The organism is Paenibacillus kyungheensis (genome assembly GCF_028606985.1).
Taxonomy (GTDB): Bacteria; Bacillota; Bacilli; order Paenibacillales; family Paenibacillaceae; genus Saccharibacillus; species Saccharibacillus kyungheensis.
Genome location: NZ_CP117416.1, coordinates 5,181,282 through 5,206,886, shown reverse-complemented (window position 1 = coordinate 5,206,886; position 25,605 = coordinate 5,181,282). Strand labels below are relative to the sequence as shown.

Annotated in this window: 18 protein-coding genes; 12 read left to right on the top strand and 6 right to left on the bottom strand. The window is 40.5% G+C overall.

Translation table 11 applies throughout. The features are described 5' to 3' along the window. Nucleotides 1–34 precede the first annotated feature (34 nt). The 3 genes from PQ456_RS22665 to PQ456_RS22655 all read left to right on the top strand — a co-directional run bounded on the left by PQ456_RS22665 (nucleotide 35) and on the right by PQ456_RS22655 (nucleotide 2,539). On the top strand, nucleotides 35–283 hold the full coding sequence (locus PQ456_RS22665) for a hypothetical protein (RefSeq protein WP_273614259.1): 249 nt from the start codon (nucleotides 35–37) through the stop codon (nucleotides 281–283). A 118-nt stretch (nucleotides 284–401) separates the two neighbouring features. Next, complete coding sequence (locus tag PQ456_RS22660; RefSeq protein WP_273614258.1) at nucleotides 402–1,550, top strand: PQQ-dependent sugar dehydrogenase; 1,149 nt, start codon at nucleotides 402–404, stop codon at nucleotides 1,548–1,550. Nucleotides 1,551–1,699: 149 nt separating this feature from the next. Next, complete coding sequence (locus PQ456_RS22655; protein WP_273614257.1) at nucleotides 1,700–2,539, top strand: P-loop NTPase family protein; 840 nt, start codon at nucleotides 1,700–1,702, stop codon at nucleotides 2,537–2,539. Between the two features lie 152 nt (nucleotides 2,540–2,691). Here the strand turns inward: PQ456_RS22655 and PQ456_RS22650 are convergent, their stop codons facing one another. The 4 genes from PQ456_RS22650 to PQ456_RS22635 are packed head-to-tail and all read right to left on the bottom strand — an operon-like array spanning nucleotide 2,692 to nucleotide 6,638. Beyond that, complete coding sequence (locus tag PQ456_RS22650; RefSeq protein ID WP_273614256.1) at nucleotides 2,692–3,504, bottom strand: ABC transporter ATP-binding protein; 813 nt, start codon at nucleotides 3,502–3,504, stop codon at nucleotides 2,692–2,694. Then, nucleotides 3,504–4,535, bottom strand: coding sequence for a FecCD family ABC transporter permease (locus PQ456_RS22645; RefSeq protein WP_273614255.1), 1,032 nt, complete (start codon nucleotides 4,533–4,535; stop codon nucleotides 3,504–3,506). Before PQ456_RS22645 ends, PQ456_RS22650 begins: the two co-directional genes overlap by 1 nt. Continuing rightward, nucleotides 4,532–5,572 carry a FecCD family ABC transporter permease gene (locus PQ456_RS22640; protein WP_273614254.1) on the bottom strand — a complete coding sequence of 347 codons (1,041 nt, stop codon included), beginning with the start codon at nucleotides 5,570–5,572 and terminating at the stop codon, nucleotides 4,532–4,534. The genes PQ456_RS22645 and PQ456_RS22640 overlap by 4 nt, the downstream gene beginning before the upstream one ends. After that, nucleotides 5,565–6,638 carry an iron-siderophore ABC transporter substrate-binding protein gene (locus PQ456_RS22635; RefSeq protein WP_273614253.1) on the bottom strand — a complete coding sequence of 358 codons (1,074 nt, stop codon included), beginning with the start codon at nucleotides 6,636–6,638 and terminating at the stop codon, nucleotides 5,565–5,567. Before PQ456_RS22635 ends, PQ456_RS22640 begins: the two co-directional genes overlap by 8 nt. A 342-nt stretch (nucleotides 6,639–6,980) precedes the next feature. On the opposite strand from PQ456_RS22635, the gene PQ456_RS22630 reads away from it, so the two are divergent. From PQ456_RS22630 to araA, 4 genes are all read left to right on the top strand, one after another. Further along, nucleotides 6,981–8,549, top strand: coding sequence for an SAM-dependent methyltransferase (locus tag PQ456_RS22630; protein ID WP_273614252.1), 1,569 nt, complete (start codon nucleotides 6,981–6,983; stop codon nucleotides 8,547–8,549). Between the two features lie 531 nt (nucleotides 8,550–9,080). Continuing rightward, on the top strand, nucleotides 9,081–10,697 hold the full coding sequence (locus PQ456_RS22625) for a xylulokinase (RefSeq protein ID WP_420540630.1): 1,617 nt from the start codon (nucleotides 9,081–9,083) through the stop codon (nucleotides 10,695–10,697). 2 nt (nucleotides 10,698–10,699) lie between these two features. Continuing rightward, the gene (locus tag PQ456_RS22620; protein WP_069326434.1) at nucleotides 10,700–11,395 is read left to right on the top strand and encodes an L-ribulose-5-phosphate 4-epimerase; all 696 of its coding nucleotides are present in this window, start codon (nucleotides 10,700–10,702) and stop codon (nucleotides 11,393–11,395) included. 154 nt (nucleotides 11,396–11,549) lie between these two features. Then, entirely contained in the window at nucleotides 11,550–12,971 is a 1,422-nt protein-coding gene (araA, locus tag PQ456_RS22615; protein ID WP_273614250.1) for an L-arabinose isomerase, read from the top strand. A 107-nt stretch (nucleotides 12,972–13,078) separates the two neighbouring features. On the opposite strand, the gene PQ456_RS22610 is transcribed toward araA, so the two are convergent. Continuing rightward, the gene (locus PQ456_RS22610) at nucleotides 13,079–14,584 is read right to left on the bottom strand and encodes an alpha/beta hydrolase family protein (protein WP_273614249.1); all 1,506 of its coding nucleotides are present in this window, start codon (nucleotides 14,582–14,584) and stop codon (nucleotides 13,079–13,081) included. Nucleotides 14,585–15,039: 455 nt separating this feature from the next. Here PQ456_RS22610 and PQ456_RS22605 point away from each other — a divergent pair, with 455 nt between their 5' ends. From PQ456_RS22605 to PQ456_RS22595, 3 genes are all read left to right on the top strand, one after another. Then, on the top strand, nucleotides 15,040–16,041 hold the full coding sequence (locus tag PQ456_RS22605) for a glycoside hydrolase family 43 protein (protein WP_273614248.1): 1,002 nt from the start codon (nucleotides 15,040–15,042) through the stop codon (nucleotides 16,039–16,041). A gap of 365 nt (nucleotides 16,042–16,406) precedes the next feature. Further along, the gene (locus tag PQ456_RS22600; protein WP_273614247.1) at nucleotides 16,407–17,936 is read left to right on the top strand and encodes a malate:quinone oxidoreductase; all 1,530 of its coding nucleotides are present in this window, start codon (nucleotides 16,407–16,409) and stop codon (nucleotides 17,934–17,936) included. A gap of 306 nt (nucleotides 17,937–18,242) precedes the next feature. Continuing rightward, entirely contained in the window at nucleotides 18,243–22,148 is a 3,906-nt protein-coding gene (locus tag PQ456_RS22595) for a glycosyl hydrolase 53 family protein (protein WP_420540629.1), read from the top strand. A 248-nt stretch (nucleotides 22,149–22,396) separates the two neighbouring features. On the opposite strand, the gene PQ456_RS22590 is transcribed toward PQ456_RS22595, so the two are convergent. Beyond that, complete coding sequence (locus PQ456_RS22590) at nucleotides 22,397–22,834, bottom strand: Lrp/AsnC family transcriptional regulator (protein ID WP_273614246.1); 438 nt, start codon at nucleotides 22,832–22,834, stop codon at nucleotides 22,397–22,399. 165 nt (nucleotides 22,835–22,999) lie between these two features. Here PQ456_RS22590 and PQ456_RS22585 point away from each other — a divergent pair, with 165 nt between their 5' ends. Both PQ456_RS22585 and PQ456_RS22580 read left to right on the top strand, forming a co-directional pair. Beyond that, complete coding sequence (locus PQ456_RS22585; RefSeq protein WP_307302777.1) at nucleotides 23,000–23,461, top strand: VOC family protein; 462 nt, start codon at nucleotides 23,000–23,002, stop codon at nucleotides 23,459–23,461. Between the two features lie 276 nt (nucleotides 23,462–23,737). Then, on the top strand, nucleotides 23,738–25,603 hold the full coding sequence (locus PQ456_RS22580; protein WP_273614245.1) for a BglG family transcription antiterminator: 1,866 nt from the start codon (nucleotides 23,738–23,740) through the stop codon (nucleotides 25,601–25,603). The last annotated feature ends 2 nt before the right edge of the window (nucleotides 25,604–25,605 follow it).

Here is a 25,605-nt window from a genome sequence, read left to right as displayed (position 1 = left end):
TACAATACTATTTTAAATAGAATGGAGAAAAGAAATGAGCCATTGGAATTATAGAGTTTTAAAGAAAAAATGGAATGAAAATTTCACTTCTTTTGCTTTGTGTGAGGTTTATTATGACAATGAAGGAAAACCTACAGCATGGATTTGGGAAAAAAACGTAATGAATACATATGACTATGAAGGATTAAAATCTAATATCGATTATATTCGAGAAGCTTTCGATAAACCTACACTTGAAATAATGGGAGATGATGAATATTTAGTAGAGATTCCTTCTGAATAAGGTGTATAAATTTGAAATTATGAAATAAAAACAAGTAAATACATATTTCTAATAGCTTTTCCCGATTAAACACACCTGCAAAGGGTAAAGAACAACTAAAAGGAAGAGGAGGAATATAATGTTTAATATGAAATCAAAAGGGAAAGCATTAACAGTAGCCGTATTGATTGCTCTACCGCTATCTACTGTCGCAGGTATCATACCATCTATATCCTCATCAGAAACGGCAATCGCTGCTACAACATCGACGACTACTCCATCCAAAATTACCAGTGCGTTAAAAGGTGGCTACACAGTAGCAGGAACGAAGCTAGATGTACCGTGGTCTATGCAGTTCTCTGGCAATACCGTGTATATCACACAACGTGGTGGTGGTATCGTACAGATTAAGAATGGGAAGCAAACCGTACAAAAAGTGCAAACCAAAAAGCCACTTCGTGTTGTAGGTGAAGCAGGATTGACAGGATTTGTACTTGATCCTAAATTTACTAAAAATAAAATGGCATATATTTATCATGCGTATGAGAAAAATGGACAAGGATTCAATCGAATCGTTAAAGTGAAGTTAGTTGGCAACGTCTGGAAAGAGCAAAGCAAATTGGTAGAAGGTATTCCCGGCGGACGTATTCATGAAGGTGGACGTTTAGCTTTTGGGCCGGACGGTATGCTGTATAGTACAGCCGGTGAAACAAATGTCAGAGAGCTTTCTCAAGATCTGGATAGCTTGGGTGGCAAGATTTTACGGATGACTTCTACCGGTAAAATTCCTAAAGACAACCCGATCAAAAATTCATACGTCTATGCTTATGGACTACGTAATTCGCAAGGGATCGCATGGACATCTGACGGCAAATTGTATGCATCCGATCATGGGCCAAGTGGTGCACCAATACCAGGCGGTGGCACTGATCGCACAGGACTAGATGAAATGAATCTAATCAAGCCAGGTTCCAACTATGGCTGGCCTAAGATTATGGGAACCGAAACAGCGCCAAATATGGTTTCACCGCTCTATGTAGCTAGTTCCAAAGCGATTGCTCCATCCGGTATCGCGACGACTCCAGACGATAAAATACTTGTCGCTACACTGGCAGGCAAAAGTCTGAAAGAATTCGATCCTATCTCCAAAAAAATGACTGATATCTTAACAGATGTGGGACGTGTACGTGATGTAGCGATCCACAACGGTAAGATTTATGTGATTACTAACAATACCGCAGGCGGAACACCAGAGAAGAACGATGATCGCTTGCTGATTTTAAAATAAGTAAAGGTCATTATAGATAGATTTACTACTTGATGATCTAAATAATAAAGAAGTAATCCGAGCATGAGGTTTGTGCTGGATTACTTCTTTTTCTATGATCTACATCAAAGTGGTATGATCTAATGGAATACAGTAGGAGAGGAGCAGATATGAAAAATACTCAGTTGATTATTGTCGAAGGTCTGATGGGGACAGGCAAAACCTCTACAGCTTCTTTTATCGGGAAATATGTAGAACAACAGCATAGGAAAGCAAGTGTATTTTTGGAAGGAGATCTGGATCATCCGGTTGATTTTGAAGGTGTTGCTTTTCTAAATGAACAAGAGTACAATTTACTATTGCATCAGTTTGTACATGAACAACAATGTATTCAGCAGATGGTTCGTGTTGAGGGTCACAATTACTTTTTCTCGTACAAAAAAGCAAAACAGATATTACAGGATACCTTTCCAGACGATCTATATACATATATAGCGACTTATGATATTTACGAATTACCGTTAGCTCGACATTGCGAATTGATGTTACAGAGTTGGAGAGATTTTGCAGAGCGATTAGTATCTACAGATGAAGTAGTTATTGTAGAATGTTGTTTTTTTCAAAATCCAATGTGTATGTTATTAGCAAAAAATAACGCAGATCAAGCCGTAATTACGGAGTATATTCTGGAACTGAGCGATATCATTAAGCCACTTCAACCGGTGCTTATTTATTTGTATCAAGAAAATATCCGCCAGACACTTCATAAAGTGAGTGTAGAACGATCATCTGAATGGTTGGATTTTGTGATCTGGTATTATACAGAACAGGAATATGGCAAAGCACATCAATGGAGCGGACTGGATGGACTGATAGAATGTCTGCAAGTGCGAAGAACATTAGAATTAGAGATTTTCGAGCAATTAAATATGAGCAAATTGCAGTTGGCTAACTCAACCTACTCTTGGGAACACATCCAGCAAGAACTTATTCATTATTTAAATGAGTAGAAGACTAGACCATTTAACGCTATATATTCTCATAATAGAACCTATGTAATCGCCAGCATAAATGAACAATAAATAAAAAAGAGGTTCTTCCAGATATATAGTATCTAGGAGAACCTCTTGTTGTATTTTATGAATCTACGCTACAGCTACCTTTACACTGTAACACTACTTCCATGATAACGTCCCTTTGGCACGACTAATGGTGAGCCAGAGATAGGGTCGGGAATTACAGTACAATCCAATCCAAAAATCTCTTTCACCCGCTCACTGGTCACCACTTCCGCAGGTGTACCTTGAGCAACGAGCTTACCGGTATGAAGAGCAAACATATGATTCGCATAGCGCGCAGATAAGTTGATATCATGAAGTACCATTACGATAGTAGTACCATGCTTGCGATTCAGATCGGTTAGTAGATCGAGAATCTCTACTTGATACGTAATATCTAGAAAAGTAGTCGGTTCATCCAAAAATAAAATATCTGTTTGTTGAGCGAGTGCCATTGCGATCCAGACCCGTTGACGTTGTCCACCGGACAATTCGTCGATATTATGATTAGCGAATTGCGTTATATCCATAATGGTCATCGCTTCTGCAACAGCTTCGTAATCTTTTTTGCTCCAGCTTCCGAACATTTTCTGGTGAGGGAACCGTCCTCGTCCGACCAGATCAGCTACTGAAATTCCTTCAGGCACAATAGGCGACTGGGGAAGCAGTCCAATGATACGTGCTAACGATTTAGCAGGAAATTTGCTAATCGGCTTACCATCCAAAGTAACATGACCGGATGTTGGCTTAATCAATCGTGCCAGTGTTTTGAGTAGCGTCGATTTACCGCAACCATTTGACCCGATAATGACACTGATCTGATGACTGGGTATCGTCAGGTCTACGCCATGAATAACGGTTTTATGTTCATAACCTGCGACTAATTGTTCTGCTTGAAACAGATGTGTCGGCTTCATTATAGTTCCCCCTTTTGATTCATTCGGATAAGCAAGAAGATGAGATAAGGCGCTCCGAGTAATCCGGTAATGATACCTACGGGGAATCTGTACTCAAAAGCAAATTGTCCGATCAGATCGGCTGCCAGCACAAGATTAACGCCGACTAACCCTGCGGGCAGAATATTGGATGAACCTACACCGACTAACCGTTTGGCAATCGGGCCGGCTAGAAATGATACAAAAGCGATTGGCCCTGTAGTGGCTGTCGCAATGGCTACCATACATACCGAGCTAACGATCAGCACAATTCGTGTCATATCTGTATTTACACCTAAAGAAAAAGCAGATTGTTCGCCCAATTCTAAAATGCTCAAATGTTTGCTAAGCCCCATAATCAGCGGCGCACCGATCAGCACAATAATAATCAGCGGTGGCAATTCACGCATCTGTGAACCATTCAGACTTCCTGTCAACCACCGAAGGGCGGACGGAATATCTTGCTGAGCACTGATAAGTAACAGATAAGAGATCACCGCATCCAGCATCGCCTGAATCCCGATACCGACTAAAATTAAGCGCCCGATGGAAAAGACTTTACCTCTAGATAAGATATAAATAAAAATAACTGTCATTAACCCTGCTATCACTGAAGCCATCGAGATGACTGCGTTATTAGCATGAAGAATAACAATACAAAATACGGCTGCTGCACTTGCACCTGACGTAATCCCGATCACATTCGGATTCGCCAGTGGATTGCGTAATATGGTCTGAAAAGTATAGCCAGCTACGCCAAAAGCAAACCCGGCAAAAAGACCTGCTAACATACGTGGCAAACGAATCGTACTGACAGCAAATGAAACGCCTTTGATCTTTTCCCCTGATAGTGCACGAAGTACATCTTCAAGAGGATAGATTGTATTTCCCAGTACAAGCATAGCGCAGCAAAGCACCACAGCAAGTATCCCAAGCAGTCCGGTCACAAGCAACCAGCGGCGGTGTCGTTGACGTCTACCTGCTTGGATAAATTCAATTGCAGACTGGCTCATAGTGAACGCACTTTCGAGCGCATCGCCAAGACGATTAAGATAGGAGCACCGATAAAGGCAGTGACTACACCAACTTCAAGCTCACCTGGGTTACTGATCAGTCTGCCGCCGACATCAGATACCGTCAAAATAATAGCACCTGTAATCGCCGACATCGGGATCACCAATCGTAAATCAGCTCCCAAAATCAGCCGTATGACATGAGTAGCCAGTAAGCCGACAAAACCTATCGGGCCTGCCAATGCTGTAGCCGCTCCGCATAATAGAACCCCTGCTAATGCCGCGATGAATCGCAATGTTCCGGTGCGTACACCGAGTCCTGTAGCAACATCATCACCAAGTGCAAGTGCGTTCAGTGCAGGTGCTGTGATCAGACCGATTAACAATCCGACCGCCAAAAACGGGATAAAGGTAGCAATCGCGCTCCAATTGGCAGAGCCGACGCTACCCACTTGCCAGAATCTAAATTGATCCATTACATACGAACGAGGAATCATAATGGCTGTAACGAGTGAAGAAAGTGCCGCACTGGTCGCTGCTCCTGCTAACACAAGCTTGATCGGTGTAGCTCCGCCACGCCCCATCGAGCCGATTCCAAATACGAATATGGCTGTGATCGCCGCTCCCGCCAATGCTAACCAGATATACTGACCAGCATGACTAATATGAAGAAAAGCAATCCCGAATACAACAAATAACGATGCCCCTGTATTGACTCCCAGTATACTAGGATCAGCGATCGGGTTACGGGTAACTGCTTGCATTAATGCTCCCGATACACCCAGTGCTGCTCCGCAACATAAGCTGAATACGGTACGAGAAATTCGTTTGCGTACGATATTAGCGCCATAGGTATCGACATTGGGATGAAATAAACCATTTATTAATTCATGCCACCCCACTGATCGTGAACCTAAGACCAGTGAGGCAACAATAGTGAGAATCAGTAAGACCAAGCAACTAATCAGCACCCATATGAAATGTTTAGGTAGATGTGAATGTACCTGTTTATCATGAGAAAGAGTTGAACTATCCATTTACTTTATCAGCAGCAGCACCGATTAATTTCAAATATTCATCGATGGTGTAGGAGATCGAAAGTGGATTAGGTGTTCCAGCAGCCACCAAAGGTGTATCGCTTGTAATAAACGCTACAGAACCTCTTTGGATTGCAGGAATTTTGCCTAACAATGGATCAGCTTTGACGGCTTGATACAATTTGTCATCACCATAGCCGATTAAAATATCTGCATCATTCAACGCTTCTGCATTTTCAGCACTCAAGCTTAAAGAGTAGCTTTTAGGATCTTTGATTTCTTTTGTAATACTTGCAGGTGCTTCCATACCTAATTCTTTTAAGAAAGCGACACGCGAATCAGCAGGTGTATAGATATGAAGCTTCGACATATCGGTATCAGAGAAATTCACCCACACAACAGTTTTACCTTTGATTTGCGGGTAAGCACTTAACTTGTCATTCACTAATTTCTCAGTATCTTTGATCAATTGTTCGCCTTGAGCTTTCATGCCCATACCTGTTGCATTCAGTAGAACTTGTTCACGCCATGTGGTTGCCCAAGGAGCAGTTGGATAAGCGACTACAGGAGCAATCTGGCTAAGTGTATCGTAATCTTCTTGTGTAATACCGGAATAAGCAGCCAGAATTACATCTGGATTGGAATCGGAGATGGCTTCAAAATCAAGTCCATCGGTATCCTGGAAAACGTTTGGATTTTTCACGCCAAGCTCATCTAGCTTTTTGGCTGTCCATGGCAAAAGCCCGCTACCATCTTGAACACCAAAGTTCGCTGCCGAAAATCCTACAGGCACAACACCAAGCGCAAGAGCTACATCCTGATTCGCCCATTGTACAGTAGCTACACGTTCAGGCTTGCTTTCGATCACTGTCTCGCCAAGCGCATGCTTGATTACAATCGGATATTGTGTCGTATCTGCCGGTGCAGCAGTCTCCGTAGTGGTCGATTCTGTCGGAGCTGGAGTAGTTGTAGATGCTGTTTGATTGTTGGAACAACCAACAAGCGCAACAATCGATAACATTAACATCAGTACCGCGGTAAAAGATAACTTCTGTCTAGTATTCATAATGATCCCCTTTCGTACTCGATCCGTATCGGTCGTAGCACTTTATCGCTAATGTGGTGTTGATTATCTTAAATGAGTAAACTCAAATGAAATATAAAGATATGTAATACATGATAATGATTATCAACCTCAACAATATAGCGTTTTATCTTCTATAGTGTCAATAAAAAAATGGCAATTTTACAAGGAAATTCGCGATAATTCTTCTCTTTTCGCTAAAGTATGTATGCATTGGTATAATAAACTTTTTTACATCACAAGCAGGTAGTGGTTTACAATATATTTATAGATATTTCCACGAAATCGTAAATGATTAATTTCAAGAAAGCAGGATATTATAAAATGACAGAACAGCACCAACAACGTTACCGTTTTAGTGAAGCACCGATATGGAGTCTACAACGCAAATATTACGAAGATGCAGGCTTAGAAGCATGGAGAAACGATCAGGTTCCGCAATATATCACCAGCAATCCAGCAACAGCGATTGCTTATGCGGAAATGATTTTTGCTTTTTTACAAGATCAGATGAATCAAGGATTAGTGGCAGAACCTGTATATATTGTAGAACTGGGTGCAGGCGCAGGTCGTCTTGCGTACCATGTGTTATATGAATTGCAAAAGCTTAAAGAATACGCCGGGATCGATCTGCCAGAGTATCATTATGTGATGACCGATCTAGCGATGAACAATGTGATCGGGTGGAGAGAGCATCCTGCTTTACAACCATTTATTGAGCAAGGGATTCTTGATTTTGCCCAATTCGATGCGATGCAAAGTGATGCGCTTCATCTAACTGTATCGGGTCAGGTGATTAAGCAAGGGGATCTTACGCAACCGTTACTGATTATTGCAAACTACTTTTTCGATGCGATTCCGCAAGAATTGATCTATGTGGATGAAGGTAGTATTTATGAAGCAGATGTATATATCGAATATTCCAAAACAGGCGCAGAATTTGAAGCGCTGACTACATCGCAACAACTGAATCATATTCATTTAAGTTATGAATACCGCAAAGCACCGGAATATGAGCAAGATGATTATATCTATCGTGATCTGATTGCGATCTATCAAGAACGTCTGGAAGATGCGCATATTTTATTTCCCAAAGTAGGATTGGAATGTCTGGATCGTTTAGATGCGTTATCTCAATCAGGATTTATGTTGCTGACTGCTGATAAAGGAGATCATTTGATCGAAAATTGGGAGTTTGCAGAACCGCCTGAACTGGTCTTACATGGTAGCTTTTCATTAATCGCAAATTACCATGCGGTGCAATATGTATTCCAGCAAAAAGGTGCTGAAATCTTATTCGTTCCTCATCATTACAACAATATTAATGTGGGTTGTATTTTACATGTAGGTCAGCCCAAAGCCTATACGAATACACGATTAGCTTATCGTCGTTCAGTTGAACGCTTTGGACCGGATGATTTCTTTAGTCTGAAAATGTGGATTGATCGCCATCTGGATGAGCTAGGTATGCAACAAATTTTAAGCTTTTGGCGCTTAGGCGGGTATGATGCTGAATTCTTTATTCAGACGACCAAGCAGCTATCAGCATTATTAACAGAAGCCAATGACGAGGAAAAGAAAGACCTCTGGATGGGCATTCAGAAAATGTGGTCATCGTTCTATGTAATGCCACAGCGGTATGATCTGGCACTGGATGCTGGTCTGATTTTATTTGAAATGGATATGTTTGAAGAAGCGAAGCAATATCTAGAAATATCGGTTGCTCAAGAGCAAGATGAAGTGGTATCGACGGTCTATTATTGTCTGGCGATTGCTTGTCTGGAACTCGATCTGATGGAACAAGCAGAAGAGTACTTGAACCAACTACTTGTTCTTGAACCTGATCATGAAGAAGCATTAGCGTTAATGTCGGTGCTGGTAGCTGAACAATAATCGCTGGCATGACTAGATAGATATAAGCTTAATATTCAGAAGCATTAAAGAGACATAGTATCTCTTTAATGCTTCTTTTATTTGCCCATAAACAGACAATTGCAGATTAACATCACTAACTTGTACGTACATATTTTATCTGTCTTAAAACTTTTTCAGAAATACTAGCAAGAAAGCTATAAATGAACTTAAATACGTTAATAAAAGAGTTAAAAAGTCTTTTTTAGCGCATTTTTACTTGATTTAAGATTTTAAAAAGGAATATCGCAGATAATCTGTCTTACTTGTACTGCAACATAAATACCTATTTTTATTCTTTTTATGATCAAAAAATACATATCACGTTGACAAATGTACGTACAAAAAATATACTGTAACTGTTACAAAAAGAAAACGCATTCTTTTTAAAAAGAATATTGGAGATTACCATACTTATAGATAACGTAGAGACTTTGTTCGGAAATATATGCTTTGTTCAGCACAGCAATCTTAGTAACACCAGACTGCAAGAAGAGAGGGGACTACATGAGCATGAGTCATGTGGATATGAAAGAAGCGATTATGAGTGGCGAGACTTCGCTCGGGATTGAATTTGGTTCTACCCGAATCAAAGCGGTATTGATCAACAAGCAATTTGAGACGATCGCCTCGGGAAGTTATGAATGGGAAAATCTACTGAAAGACGGATTTTGGACATACGATCAAGCAGACATTATTACAGGAATGCAGACAGCTTATCGTGAAATGAAGCAAGAAGTAGAGCGTCAATATGGAATCACGTTACAGACAGTAGGCTCAATCGGATTCTCAGCGATGATGCATGGCTATGTAGCACTGGATCAACAAGGGCAACTACTGGTTCCTTTCCGTACATGGCGCAACGCGACCACAGGTGTCGCAGCCAAAGAATTAACCGAATTGTTCCAGTTCAATATTCCTGAACGTTGGAGTATTGCGCATCTATATCAAGCGATTTTGAATCAAGAAGATCATTTGCCTCAGATTGCTTCTCTAACAACATTAGCTGGATACATACACTGGTTGTTAACAGGCAATCAAGCAGTCGGTATCGGCGATGCTTCCGGCATATTCCCGATTGAAGAAGCGACTCACAATTACCATCCATCAATGTTAACTCAATTTAACGAACTGATTGCAGATAAAGGGTACGCATGGAAGATTGAAGATTTGCTTCCTACTGTGTATCGTGCAGGCGAACAAGCGGGTCCATTAACAGAAGCAGGCGCTAAATTGCTCGATACGACAGGAGCACTACAACCAGGTATTCCGTTCTGTCCACCGGAAGGTGATGCTGGAACCGGTATGGTAGCAACGAACAGTGTCAAAAAGCGTACCGGTAATATTTCGGTAGGTACATCAGTATTTGCAATGATTGTACTGGAAAAAGAATTGTCTAAAGTTCATCCAGAGATTGATATCGTAACAACACCAGATGGTAGCCCTGTCGGCATGGTACATGCTAACAACTGCTCTAGTGATATCAATGCATGGTTAGGATTGTTCAGAGAATTTTCCGAAGCGATGGGATATGAAGCTGATAATGCCAAATTGTTCAGCGTGATGTTTAACAAAGCGCTTGAAGCTGATCCAGATGGTGGCGGACTGCTTAGCTACGGTTATTATTCCGGTGAAAATATTACAGGTATCGAAAAAGGTCGCCCGTTATTTGTACGCTCACCAGAAAGTCGCTTTAATCTAGCGAACTTTATGCGTACTCATCTATTCTCTGCGTTCGGTGCATTGAAGATCGGGATGGATATTTTGACGAAAAATGAAAATGTAGCGATCGATAGTATTCTCGCTCATGGTGGTCTGTTCAAAACGCCTGTAGTCGGACAGCGAATCGTAGCAGCCGCTATGAATGTTCCGATCTCGGTTATGTCTACGGCTGGCGAAGGTGGCGCATGGGGAATGGCGTTACTTGCTTCATACATGATCAACAAAGACGAACAGGAAAGTCTGGATGTCTTTTTGGAGCAAAAAGTATTCCATGATGTTGTCGGTGAACAAGTACAACCGGATGCATCGGATGTTAAAGGATTTGAAGCATTTATCGAGCGTTACCAGCAAGGACTGGCTATTGAACAAGCGGCTGTAGATCATTTGTTAGAGAATGGGAGGAATTAAGCATGTTAGAGCAGTTAAAAGAAGAAGTCTATCAAGCGAATCTGGAATTACCTAAGCATGGATTGGTCAAATTCACATGGGGTAATGCCAGTGCTGTCGATCGTGAAAGTAATCTATTTGTCATCAAGCCAAGCGGTGTAGATTATGAGACGATGAAACCTAGCGATATGGTCGTTGTGGATCTGGATGGCAATGTAGTCGAAGGCGATATGAGACCTTCTTCCGATACAGCGACTCATGCGGTTCTGTACAAACATTATCCGCAAATCGGCGGAATTGTGCATACCCACTCTACATGGGCGACGATCTGGGCACAAGCAGGTCTGGATGTTCCTGTAATGGGAACAACACATGCAGATACATTTTATGGGGCTGTGCCTTGTGCACGCTTTCTGAATCAAGCAGAGATTGATCGTGGCTATGAAGCAGAGACAGGCAATGTGATTATTGAGACATTTGAACAACGTGGACTTGATGTGATGGCGATTCCAGCCGTATTGCTTCATGGTCATGCACCATTTACATGGGGCAAAGATGCAAAGTCTGCTGTAGTGAACAGTGTAGTACTTGAAGAAGTCTGCAAAATGAATCTATATGCACGTCAATTGAACAACTTTGCGAAAGAATTGCCACAGAATATTTTGGACAAACATTACCTACGCAAACATGGTAAAGACGCTTATTACGGTCAAAAGTAATCCACTGGAATCTTTTTGAATGTAGAGAGTACAAGATTATGATGATTTATTAAAGTAACTATATATACAGGTCTCTTTATCCACTAAATTTTTTCAATTAACTCACTTGTAAATAACGCTCACTAATATAATGATGAAAAGAGGATGAAATGATATGTCAGCAGCAACTAAACAATTTTGGTTCGTAGTCGGTTCACAGCATTTGTACGGAGAAGAAGCATTGGGACAGGTAAAAGCGAATGCTCAAAAAATCGCAGATTCTTTAAATGCAAGCGGAGTATTGCCGTATCCATTGGTATTGCAAGATTTGGCTGTAACCGCAGACAAAATCACAAGCATTATGAAAGAAGTTAACTATCGTGACGAAGTAGCAGGTGTGATCACATGGATGCACACATTCTCTCCTGCAAAAATGTGGATTCGCGGTACGAAATTGCTACAAAAACCGTTGCTTCATCTAGCAACACAATATAATGAAAGTATTCCTTGGTCTACAATTGATATGGACTTTATGAACTTGAACCAAGCGGCACACGGTGACCGTGAATATGGATTTATCAATGCTCGTCTGGGTAAACAAAACAAAATCGTTGTCGGCTACTGGGAACGCCCAGAAGTACAACAGCAGATCGCTGATTGGATGGATGTAGCATTTGCTTACAACGAAAGCTTCAATATCAAAGTTGCTCGCTTTGGCGACAATATGCGTAATGTGGGTGTAACCGAAGGCGATAAAGTCGAAGCACAAATTCAATTTGGCTGGACAGTCGATTACTATGGTATTGGCGATCTTGTAGAATATGTGAATGCTGTGACTGAACAAGAAATCGATGCACTACTTGCAGAATACAAAGAGTTATATGACTTCGAATATGGTACGTATAGTCAAGAAGCTTGGGAAGCGAGTGTACGTGTACAAGTAAGTTACGAGATCGCAATCAAGCGTTTCTTAGATAACGGTGGATACACTGCATTTACAACTAACTTTGAAGATTTGCATGGTATGAAGCAACTTCCAGGTCTTGCTGTGCAACGTCTAATGGCGCAAGGTTATGGTTTTGCAGGTGAAGGCGATTGGAAAACAGCAGCATTGGATCGTCTAATGAAAGTGATGAGCCATAACGAAAATACAGGCTTTATGGAAGATTACACGTATGAAATGGCAGCAGGTCAAGAAGCGATCTTGCAATCTCATATGTTGGAAGTCGATCCGACTCTAGCAAGTAGCAAACCAAAAGTGGTTGTATCTCCATTAGGAATTGGCGATCGCGAAGATCCTGCACGTCTTGTATTTGACGGTAAAGCAGGCGAAGGTGTAGTGGTATCGATGGCTGACTTTGGTACTCATTACAAATTGCTAATCAACGAAGTGTCTGCATTCGAACCAACAGTTCCTGCACCGAACTTACCGGTAGCACGTGTACTATGGCAAGTAAAACCTAACTTCCAAGATGGCGTGCGCGCTTGGATCGAAAATGGTGGCGGTCACCATACAGTTGTATCGTTGAACCTTACAACAGACCAAATCGTAACGTATGCAAAATTAGTAAACTTGGATTATGTCATTATTAAATAATCAATTGAATCAAGTATAGATGTGATAGATGATTGCACATGTAAAGCCGGAGGGTATTGCTGGCTTTACATGTGCTTTTTAGATTAAAAAGATGTTTAACCTAGCATTTAAAATAGTGAAGTAACAAATTTCACCTCTGGAAAGGTATGATCTGATCCTTTGATTAACGTTCCACCTTTGTTTTTTAAATGCATATCAAAGAAATCAAGCATATACGCATCTATAATAGAAGAAGCTCGTTCAGGAGCTATTTTGCCTGTAATGCCTATCATTTGGAATAGTGGTGAAATGAACTGCACATCTGTAAAATTTAAATGCTCTGTATTTTGGATATATAACACTTGTCCACCAAAAGCCATCGTTTCATGGATTCGTTGCCGTTCTAGCTTTTTGTTTTTTCGTTCTTGCATAACCCATTCTTTGCTATTGCCTGTACGTTGAATCTCTTCATCGGTATAGATGTGATGATCGATCACCATTTTGAATTGCTCAAAATTGCTCTGCGAGTTTATAAACAAAAATGGTTTGCGTAATGCTACTCTATGTTGGAGGCGATAAAGACCGCCATCAAGGTCTATGCCTGCTGTAATTCGTGGATCATAAGAAGCATCATAAGCCGTCGCTCCGCCGATCGAATGACCGAATACTCCGATATGAGCAAGATCTAGTTTGCCTTTGAATAGACTTGGAATAGAGCCGGATTGAAGAAGTTGAAATTGATCCAATACAAAGGTGACATCATCGGTTAATACTTTTCCTAACTTGTCACGATTCGCTTTTTCTGTTGGATAATCATGGTCAGGAGAGAATAAGTGGTCTGTTGTACTGGTGGTGATTCGCTCATCGGGGAACTTTGTAGCAAACGTATTATACGTATGATCGATAACAGCGACAATATAGCCATGACTTGCGAGATTCTCAGCTTGTGAAGTATGAAGAAATCGGGAAGAAGCGTTACCCGGATTGGCAATAATAAGCGGATATGAGGTCTGTGTGGAAGAGAGAGCACCTTCTGAATAAGAATGACTGGATACGTATTGTAAGTGTTGAAAAGTAAACTCGGGAAGACTATAATTCTTCGCCATATATGGAAGAATAGAAGCGTCCGGTATAAAAGGAACGTATTTATCTGTGTTAGCTTCTGAGGGGTACCATACCTGAACCATCAATTCTCTGTTGCCTTTACTAGAGGTACCAAATATGTCTTGCTGTTGATCATTAGTGAAATGAAAAGTGGTAGTGCTGACAGGCAATGAACCGGTAGGAGCAGGAAGATCGAATACAGGAAAGATGTACAGCAAGCACGCTGTCGCAATCAGTCCAATCATACTAACAAGCCGCCCTAGCACTTTGCCTGTTTTCGATGTATATGGTGTAGCTTTCGGTGTTCTGCGAGCATCAATAACAGACCGTATAAGCATCAGTATCGTCAATCCATATAAAAAGAGTAACTGTATCCGGTATCCTTCCAAAAGCAGATGGATGATGACCAAAATAAAGCTGATTCCACTGGTGAGAAGCAAAGCTAATTTACGTAGACGAGGATTAGTTACAAACAGACTGGATAATAAACAAATATTCAAAAACAACAATAGTATTTCGAAAAGTCTCATATTCATTCCTCCTACCAATACATGTTGATCCAATAGATAAGATTAATATAGAAGAATGAACAAAGTGTTACACATTGATTTAGATTACATTTGCCTTACACTCTTGTAAGCTATAAATGATTCCAAGTGCATAGATGAATTATGAGCAAGATACTGTTATTTCACGTGAAACATTGAGGTAGAGATAGAAGAATTATAGAATCCATCTGCTCGATATCAAAAAGTGATCTAACAAATCGTGTATACCGAAAAGTGTTTAATTACGGTATAATACTAAATAAGTAGTAAACCTATCTAATTTAGATCATTTTACTTGCAGATTGAAAATGATTTGAATAGACTTTAAAAGAATAGTACGTACTATCCAACTATTTTGAATAAAGATAATTCATTATTAATACAAGTTACCTTCTCTATTGATTTGAAAGCGTGTTCAATAAAAGGAGCTGATCGCTATGACTGTCTATAATAGTGCTTGTGATGTAAGTCAACCGAAGCAAGGTCACCTGCTTACCGATATTCCTGCTCATGATCCATTTGTGCTGGCAGATGCATCTACAGGTACCTATTATTTGTATACGGGCGCAGTGCCTTCGCTACATGGGGTAGAAGCTTATGGAGTATTAACGTATAGTAGCCAAGACTTGGAGCATTGGGAAGGGCCTTATGTGGTCTTTACAGTACCTGAGGATAGTTGGGCGCATCCACAACATGGAGCATGGGCTCCTGAGGTGCATGCTTATCAAGGGCGTTATTATTTATTTGTGACATTGCATCATCAGGATCGGCCGTTAGAAGGTGAGCCTGTTCAAGGCTATGCTAAGCATTGGAGAGGCACTGTGATTGCTGTGAGCGATTCACCGACAGGTCCTTTTGAATTGATTAATCAAGAAGCTCCTGTTGTCTCTCCAACCCAGATGACATTAGATGGTACGCTATATCTAGATGAACAGAATCAACCGTGGATGGTCTATTGCCATGAATGGATTCAGACAATTGATGGTACGATTGAAGCAGTGCGTCTTACCGAAGATTTGTCTACTGCTGTAGGGGAGCCGATCACTTTGTTACAAGCATCTTCTGCACCATGGATTCAGCAGGATCGTGAACAAAACATATCAGATCATCCAGATGGTACAGTCTATGTAACCGATGGTTGTCAGTTATATCGTACATCTGGCGGACATTTGATGATGTTGTGGTCAAGCTATGAAGGCAATAGTTATGTACAGACGATAGCTCGTTCGATCAGTGGTACACTCGCAGGTCCGTGGGAACAATTGGAGCCATTAGTGAAAGAAGATAGCGGTCACGGCATGCTGTTCCAGACGTTTGATCAGCAATGGATGTTAATCTTACACCGACCTTTTGACATGCCAGCATCCCGTTGTTATCTATATGAAATAGAAGATACTGGAGATCAATTTCTATTAAAATATCCTGCTCAAACTGTCTAAGGATAGAGAGAAGGTAGCGTTGTATTATAAAGGATACATGACTAACTTAGACGAGTTAGGGTATCCTTTTGACCTACATATTATGTATAATATAACATAATAAAAGAAGGGTATTGCTAGACAAAAGCAAAGTAACCCGATAGACTTTAAGTTGTACGGCTTTTTCAGTCAATCTTCTCATTTTTTACCAGATCAAAATAGTTTATAATGAAGAGATACATGCCGATAATATTTTAAATAGAAGATAATTTGGTTATAATGAATACAGATAACGTATATTCCTGAGTGGAGCTTTGCTTCTGGAATGACCTGGATAGAAGCGCCTGCTCTTTTTTGCAAATATAAAGAGATAAAGGAAGGTTTTTATGAACAGCATACCGAAAAAAACAGACATTATCTTAATTGGTGCCGGAGTCATGAGTGCGACTTTGGGGTCATTGCTTAAAGAGTTAGCACCGGAGTGGGAAATTAAAGTGTTTGAGAAGCTAGCCAGTGCAGGAGAAGAAAGCTCTAACGAATGGAATAATGCAGGAACCGGTCACGCTGCACTGTGTGAACTGAACTATACGTCTGAGAAGCCAGATGGGTCGATCGATATTAGCAAAGCGGTGAATATCAACGAGCAATTTCAATTGTCCAAGCAGTTCTGGTCTCATCTAGTGAAGCGCAATATTATCCGTCAACCACAAGACTTTATCAAGCCAATTCCACATATGAGTTTTGTATTAGGACAAAGTAATGTTACTTTTCTCAATAAAAGATTTAAAGCGCTTTCGGCAAATCCATTATTTCAAGGAATGCAATATTCAGAAGATCCAAACAAGTTAAAACAATGGATTCCTTTGATGATGGAAGGCCGTACATCGAATGAACCGATCGCCGCGACCAAAATCGATTACGGAACTGATGTGAACTTTGGAGCATTAACCCGTATATTATTCGAAGATCTCAAAACTAAAAATGTAGAAATACACTATAACCATATTATTAAAGATATCAAACGTTCTTCTGACGGTGGCTGGGAAGTCAAAGTCCACAACATTAGCACAGGCACAACCGAACATCATATTGCCAAATTTGTCTTTATTGGCGGTGGTGGCGGTAGTCTACCGTTGCTACAAAAAACAGGTATTCCCGAGTCCAAGCATATCGGTGGCTTTCCGGTGAGTGGCGTATTTATGTCGTGTAAAAATCCTGAAGTGATTGAGCAACATCATGCGAAAGTGTATGGTAAAGCAAAATTGGGCGCTCCGCCGATGTCTGTACCGCATTTGGATACCCGATATATTGGCAACAAAAAAGCGTTATTGTTCGGGCCGTTTGCAGGCTTTTCACCAAAATTTTTGAAAACGGGTTCAAATATGGATCTGATCAATTCGGTCAAACCGAACAACTTGTTCACGATGTTAGCCGCAGGTGCGAAAGAGATGGCACTAACCAAATATTTGATTCAACAAGTAATGCTGTCAAACGATAAACGGATGGAAGAAGTACGTGAGTTCGTTCCTAATGCGAAAAGCGAAGATTGGGAAATCGTTGTTGCAGGTCAACGTGTACAGGTTATCAAAGACACCGAGGATGGCAAAGGCACACTTCAATTCGGGACAGAAGTCGTTAGTGCGGCGGACGGATCGATTGCTGCTTTGCTAGGGGCTTCTCCGGGTGCTTCGACAGCAGTACATGTAATGCTCGATCTGTTCCAGAAGTGCTTCCCGCAACGGATGCCAGAGTGGGAGCCGAAGCTAAGAGATATGATTCCTTCTTATGGTAAAAGATTAGCGGAACATCCAGACCTGTTCCAGACTATTCATGCGTCAACTTCCGAAACGTTAGGTCTAAGCGATTATCCAGCAACCGAGCTAGATATGGATACTAAAGTATTCAAAAAAGTATAGCTTCACAGCTAGGCTTACTATGCGAATAGGTAGGATAAAAAGGATATTAAATACAGCAGAACCTTTGATCTATTACAGATAAAAGGTTCTTTTTTTGCTCAAAATGACATAAATAACCAATCAAAATCGTAGGAATGATATGGATTACTAAAATGCTTGTCTAAAAACACAAAATGTTGCAATCGTCCCATGTCGTTAGTGAAAAGAGGATGCTATAGTGATCACAGCTATATGTAAGCGCTTTACAATGTGAATGAGTGCTTATGTGAAGATATACACATAGGAATAACGGAAGGGGATAAGCAATTGAAAAGAGAGAAAAAGATAGCTTCATTGTTTTTAATGATCGTTATGATAATCGGACTATTACCGATTCACATTACACCTGCTCTAGCAGCAGACACTACTAACAACGCATTGATCCAAAATGGAGGATTTGAAAGCGACTTTTGGAGTGATCAATCCTGGCAAGTGGATGCTTCAGATTGGCAATTGGTCGATATTCAGCAATATGCGTATGCAAATGATTCTTTTATTACACCAGCAGAAGATACGTATGCGTTCAAATATTGGGTAAGTGATCAATCGACAACCGATCAGCAAGTCACTGTCAGTCAAAAAATACCTACTTTGTCGGCTGGAAGTTACGAATTGTCTGTACAGTCGATGGGCGGTACGGGAGCAGAAGCCGGTCATGTTCAATTGTTCGCAGGCAATGAGCAAAGTAAAGAAGTCGCCACGACAGGCTACAATCAGTGGGGTACAGTAACATTGAAATTTGTGCTAACCGAGCCGACATCCAATCTCAAGATCGGAGCTAGAATCACAGGTGGAGCAGGAGCATGGGGATACCTTGATGCAGTGAAGTTGAAGCAGACAAGTACCGATACTTCTACGCCTGTAACAGCAGATATTTTTGTGCAAAAAGTACAGGGATTGAAGTCTGATTTTATCAAAGGTGTCGATGTATCGAGTATTATTTCACTAGAACAAAGTGGAGTGCATTTCTATAATGAGCAAGGGATAGAGCAAGATATATTCACCACGTTAAAACAATCCGGTGTGAATTATATTCGTGTGCGCATCTGGAATGATCCGTATACGGCGGATGGCAAAGGATATGGCGGTGGAGATAATGATCTTACCAAAGCGATCCAAATGGGAAAACGAGCAACAGCCAATGGAATGAAATTGCTAGTCGATTTCCATTATTCTGATTTCTGGGCAGATCCGGGCAAGCAACATATTCCAAAAGCATGGGAAAATCTATCGCTCGCTGATAAAGAGCAAGCTGTCTATACGTATACCAAAACTAGCCTGCAACAGATTATTGACGCAGGGGTTGATGTAGGCATGGTACAGGTTGGTAATGAGACCAACCAATCATTTATCGGCGAAAATAACTGGGTCAATATTAGCAAATTGTTCAATCAAGGCAGTCAGGCGATACGTGCAGTTGATCCTCATATTCTGATCGCTTTGCATTTTACGAATCCAGAGACACCGGGTCGTTATCTGTCTTATGCCAAAGCACTTTCTGAACAAGGGGTAGACTATGATGTATTTGCTAGTTCATATTATCCGTTCTGGCATGGCACACTTAGCAATCTAACTTCTGTATTGAAGCAAGTCGCTGATACGTATGGCAAAAAAGTAATGGTGGCTGAAACGTCTTATGCGTATACTGCTGAAGATGGCGATGGACATGAAAATACAGCACCTCGCAGTTCTGGACAGACATTAGATTACCCGATCAGTGTTCAAGGGCAAGCAACATCGGTGCGTAACGTAATTCAAGCGGTATCACAAGTTGGAGATGCAGGGATCGGTGTATTTTACTGGGAGCCTGCATGGTTACCAGTAGGATCGAAAGAAAATCTAGAGCAAAATAAAAAACTTTGGGAACAATATGGATCAGGGTGGGCGTCTAGTTATGCCGCAGAATACGATCCTGATGATGCAGGTAAATGGTATGGCGGTAGTGCTGTCGATAATCAGGCGTTGTTTGATTTTGCAGGGCATCCCTTACCTTCGCTCAATGTATTCAAATATGTAAATACAGGAGCTATCGCAGCACTCCAAGTCGATCAAGTGCAGACTGTGAATATCACTGTCAATGCAGGTGATTCGATCACATTACCTACGGTAGTCACAGCGACTTATAACGATGGTAGTACAGGTACGTTATCGGTAAATTGGGATCAGCAAGCGTTACAAGAAGCAGTCAGTAAAGGTGCAGGTCAGTATACGATACAAGGTACGACGACAGGTGGACATATTGCAAAAGCGGTACTGGATATTCGCCGTCCTAATCTACTGCTAAATGGTGGATTCGAACAAAGCGATCGTAGCATGTGGAAGATCACGTATGGTGATGGAAGCACACCACATACCGATTTCCAGAACAAAGCTTCAGATGCCAAATCCGGTCAATACTCGCTTCATTTCTATTCAGCAGATGGTGTGAATTTTCAAGTGAAGCAGACTGTACAAGGATTGAAGCCAGGTTATTATGATCTTTCAATGGCTATTCAAGGTGGCGATGCTTCAAATGCAAACATGGCATTATTCGCATCAACGACTGGACAAGAAGTACAAGCAGAGACAGGTGTTAAAGGCTGGGTACAATGGAATCAGCCAGAACTGAAAGAGATTAAAGTGACCGATGGGATGTTAACCGTAGGCGCGACGATTCAAGCAGGCGGTGGAGCATGGGGATCACTGGATGATTTCTATCTGACCTTTGCACGCGACTTAGAAGCTACACCACCGGATGATGGTTCAACGCCAACACCTACTCCTATCCCTAATCCAGAACCAACACCATCTCCCGAGCCTACCCCGAACACTGGTAATTCTTCCAGTAAAGGCGGTGGTGGTTCATCGGTAGTGACTGAGAATATCACAGCTTATGTAGATGGCGGACAAAATAGTACGTCATTAGCGAATATTACGATCAAGCGCACAACACTTGCAGACGGCTCCAAAAAAGACACTGTCAATTATGAAGCTTCCCAAGCACAAGAAGCGGTGCAAAACGTAAAAGCAACAGGTAAATCAACTATACGTCTGGTGATGCCGGATGCTAACAATGAAGTGAGTCAATTACAATTTGGCTTACCTCAAGCAACAGCTCAACTTCTAGCAACTAACGGGATAAATCTAGAAGTGTATACGAATCATGCACGATTAAGCTTACCTGTATCTACATTGTCTACAGTGAGCGAAGATCGTCAATTTACAGTACATCCTTTGCAAAAAGCAACTGATCAACAAGCTGTTACTGAGCGTGTGCAACAAGATCGTCTGGTGCAAGCTAAGATTGGCAATGGAACTGTGCAAGTAATTGGTACTCCTGTAGAGATTGATACAAATCTACAAGGACAACCGGTGAATCTAGTCCTTCCTTTACCAGCTCAATTTTTACCCGATTTAACAACAGAACGTCAGACATTTGTGAACAGTCTAATGATCTATATTGAGCATAGCGATGGAACCAAAGAGCTGGTACAACCTACGGTAGTATCCGAAGGCAATACACCGTCCGGATTAAAATTTAACGTCAGCAAATTCAGTACATTTACGATTATTCATCTTGATCCTTCTGTACCAACTGTTAAAGGGACAGAAAGCACACAGGTAACAACATCGTATATGCAAGGATATCCTAATGGAACATTCCAACCTGGCGGGAAAGTGACGCGTGCAGAGTTAGCTTCTATTCTTTTCCGTCTGGGAGGGGAGCAATTAGCATCGTCTTCGAGTGTACTTACTCAGACACCAACCTATACAGATGTAGTCGCTGGCAAATGGAGTACGGAAGCGATCCAAGCAGTAACGGGTGCAGGATGGATGCAAGGGTACGATAAAAACACATTTGCACCAGAGCGTCCGATCACTAGAGCTGAAATCGCAACCGTTATCGCGCGTTGGATGAAGCTTAGTGGAACAGGAGCGACTTTTGCAGATACGCAAGAACACTGGGCAGCCGTAGCGATTGCTCAAATTCAGCAAGCAGGTTATATGCAAGGGATGCCAGATGGAACATTCAAGCCCAACCAGACATTAAGTCGTGCAGAAGCAGTCACTTTGTTCAATCGCGTATTGAAGATAGCGCCTGTAAAGGATACAACATTGTCGAACTGGTCAGATGTTCCAGCATCTCACTGGGCATTTGCAGATATTATGACAGCAACAGCAAAAACTCCATAAAAAGCATACGACGATAAACTAAAAAAACGTTCTGGCTATATGCTGGAACGTTTTTTTATCTTGCTTCTATTCGTTATAAATAAAGATAGAACTGTTTGCTCTTTGTGTAAATATGACCTATGCGATCTAGTCAGGAGTCGAAGCAGTTGCAACAGACTTGATCTCTATACAAAAGATCAATACAGGAATTGTCAAACAAAATAGCCTTGATGTTAACTTATTTCCTACACAAAGGCTAGAACAGAGTATTAAAAACTAGGATAGCGATGTTCAAATATACTTTTGATACTTACATGCGATTTGGAAACACCTAAATGGTTGATATTCTCCTGAAATTGTACAAGTTCTTCCATCGAAGTTGTCTGAATTCTTAGCAAATAATTATATTCACCACTGATTCGATGCAGATCAGTAACTTCCAAAGCTTGTTCACAAAACTCTACAAATTCTTGACAGCGTTCTGTTTTGATCATTATAAAAGTTGTCAAATGAAGATTTAATTGTTTATCATCAAAAGCTGCATGATATCCTGTAATAATTCCTTGTTCTTCTAAACGTAGTATTCGTTCTCTGATCGAAGGAGCAGACATATGGAGTTCTTTGCTCAGTTGAACAACGGTGATACGAGCATTGTGTTGAAGCTTGAGCATCAACTTGCGATCGGTACTATCTATTGAATAAGGCATGCTATATTTTCTCCTTTAGAATTTATTTTTTGAATTATTTGAATAAAAGGCAAATCATATAAATCAACTTTTTTTCTTTATTATTATTTGCTAAAGTCCGTTGTTTCTTTATATATGACTCCTTTATATTCTCTTATAATAAAATGATCATATCATGAAGGGGCGATTAAAATAGGCATTAATGGATTAGCACACGTAGCGATTCAAGCAGAAGATTATAAAAAAACGCTTCTTTTTTATCAAGAAGTTCTTGGATTTCGAATAGGTCATCAATGGAGTTTACCTGATTTTCATATTGAACATGCTTGTATGCTTATTTCACCGGATCAGCGTACTTGTATCGAGTTATTTGATACAGGCGCAGTTATTCCTGCGCAAGGAGAGCGTGCACAATCACGCGATGAGGTTCGCTATGGAGCGATGTTACACTTTGCTTTTTATGTAGATGATGTAGAAGCTATATATCAGCAGTCTTTGGCGTATGGAGCCTCTCCTTATATCAAACCGGCGCATCTTGTATTAGGTCATCCAGAATTGGTAGTGCATAATGCTGTTATTCAAAGTCCAAATGGAGAAGTCATTGAATTCTTAGAAGAAGTCAGTTTTGATGTTAATGCTATATCGTAGAGATTGAATACATTTTCTAAAATAGGATGTAGGATTTCTTTAATTTAAAATCATAAACGTGAGTCTTGAAAAGTGATGATATCTATTCGTTACTTTTTCAAGGCTTGTTTGCTATTTATTTTTTTATCAGGGATTCTTAAATAGTGAAGTCCCTTAGATATTTAAAAAGTAGGTATCATAGAACAAATAACGAATCACTTCCTAACTATTAGGAAACACTATAGGCTTGGTGTAAATAAAGCGCTTGCATTAGTATAAATGCGAGGAGGAAAACAAATGCGGAAACGTTACATTAAGCTATTGGAGCATTTAAAACAATCGGAGCATGACTTTGTGAGTGGGAGCGAATTAGCTAATCTATTTGATGTAACGACGAGAACGATACGCAATGACATCAAAGAAATCAACGAGAATTATTTAGATAAAGCGATCATCACGGGTAACACTCGCAAAGGATATAAGCTTGTCGGAGATTTATCGAATCTCCATCAGAATGAAGATGATTACGAAGAGCGAGCTTTTCATATTATTAAAGCGTTGCTGTCTCAGACAGATTTTATCACCTATGAAGACTTAGCCAAAAATCTTTACTTTTCTACACAAACAATTCGTAAAGATGTACAAAAATTACTACAGACGATTCAAGCGGAAAAGCAAAATATTGAGATCGAAGCGATTATTTTTCAAGGGATACGGCTGAAAGGAAGCGAAGTCGAAAAACGGATTTTGCTCAAAAAGCTGGTCACTGCTGATTGTCTCAAACGCATGTCATTAGATGAAGCATTACAGTATTATTTTGGCGATTGGTTTAACGAATCAGCGATTACTTTTATCTACAATTGTATTGAGGAAGAAGTGGCACGATATCAATTGCTACTGAGTTCGCAGGAATTATTTTCGATCTGTGTCAATGTACTGATCAGCCTCAAGCGGGTTGAATTGGGACAACCTATCGCAGAACAAGATATGCGACTCGATCATACAAGTTTTGAAGAATTGCGTATCGCACGCTCTATTTTGAACCGTCTGACTCAGGAATTAAAGACTCCATTTGATGAATACGAATATCAGTATTTAGGCTATCTGCTGATTGCGCTACAGATTTTACCGAAAAAAAATGAAGGCATCGAGCATGAACAATCCAATGAGATTGAAGCCAAAATCAGAGCAGTCATCCAGCATGTTGGAGAGCAGTATGGATTTGTGAGTTATAAAAACGAAGAACTATTTGATCGACTACTGGCTCATATTACCAAGTCTTTATATCCATTAAAATATTACTTTCCTGTCGAAAATCCTTTTATTGCTCAAATAAAATCAGAATATACCAATGCTTATAATATCGCGGTTGTGTTAGCAAAAGAATTGCAATTTTGCTTAAATATCAAAATCCCTGAAAATGAGATCGGTTATTTGACCCTCCATATTATGGGTATTATCGAGAACTCTCAAGAAACCCGCAAACGAATCGCTATTATTTATGGCAAAAATCCGTTAGTCGGGAAGCTGTTAGAACGCAAGATCAATTTATATTTTCCGAATATCAAAATTGATAGTCTGCTCGCCAATCATGAAATTCATCTTCTACCTGAAGGGATTGAAACGATTATTACGACAAGCGAGATTGCCGAGCAACACCATCTGGATGCTCAAAATATTATTGTCGTTAGTGAAATGATTACCAGTGAAGATATGAAAAATATTTCGATCCAGTTAAATCGAGGATTGCTGAAATATTATTTATCACCGAATGATCTCTTTTTCTTGGATGAAGATCAACCTATCGATTTATTGAAAACCCTTACAGAATTAGGAGACATTCAACATTTGTATACCAGTATTCTGGAACGGGAAAAAATGTCGAGTACCAATATTGGAAATCTGGTTGCTATGCCCCATCCATTTGATTGTGGAGATAACAAAAAATTACGTGTACTCGTGGCGATCAATAAGCAAAAAATATTATGGGGCGATAAGATGGCACAGATCATTTTTCTTTTTATCCCACCCAAAAATCAAAAAGTGAACAATACCAAATTTTTTGAAGAAATTTACGATGTGTTCAAGCAGACCAATATGACAGAGAAACTACTCAATATTACAAATTACGATGAATTTTTGGAAGTCTGGTCTTCCAAATAACC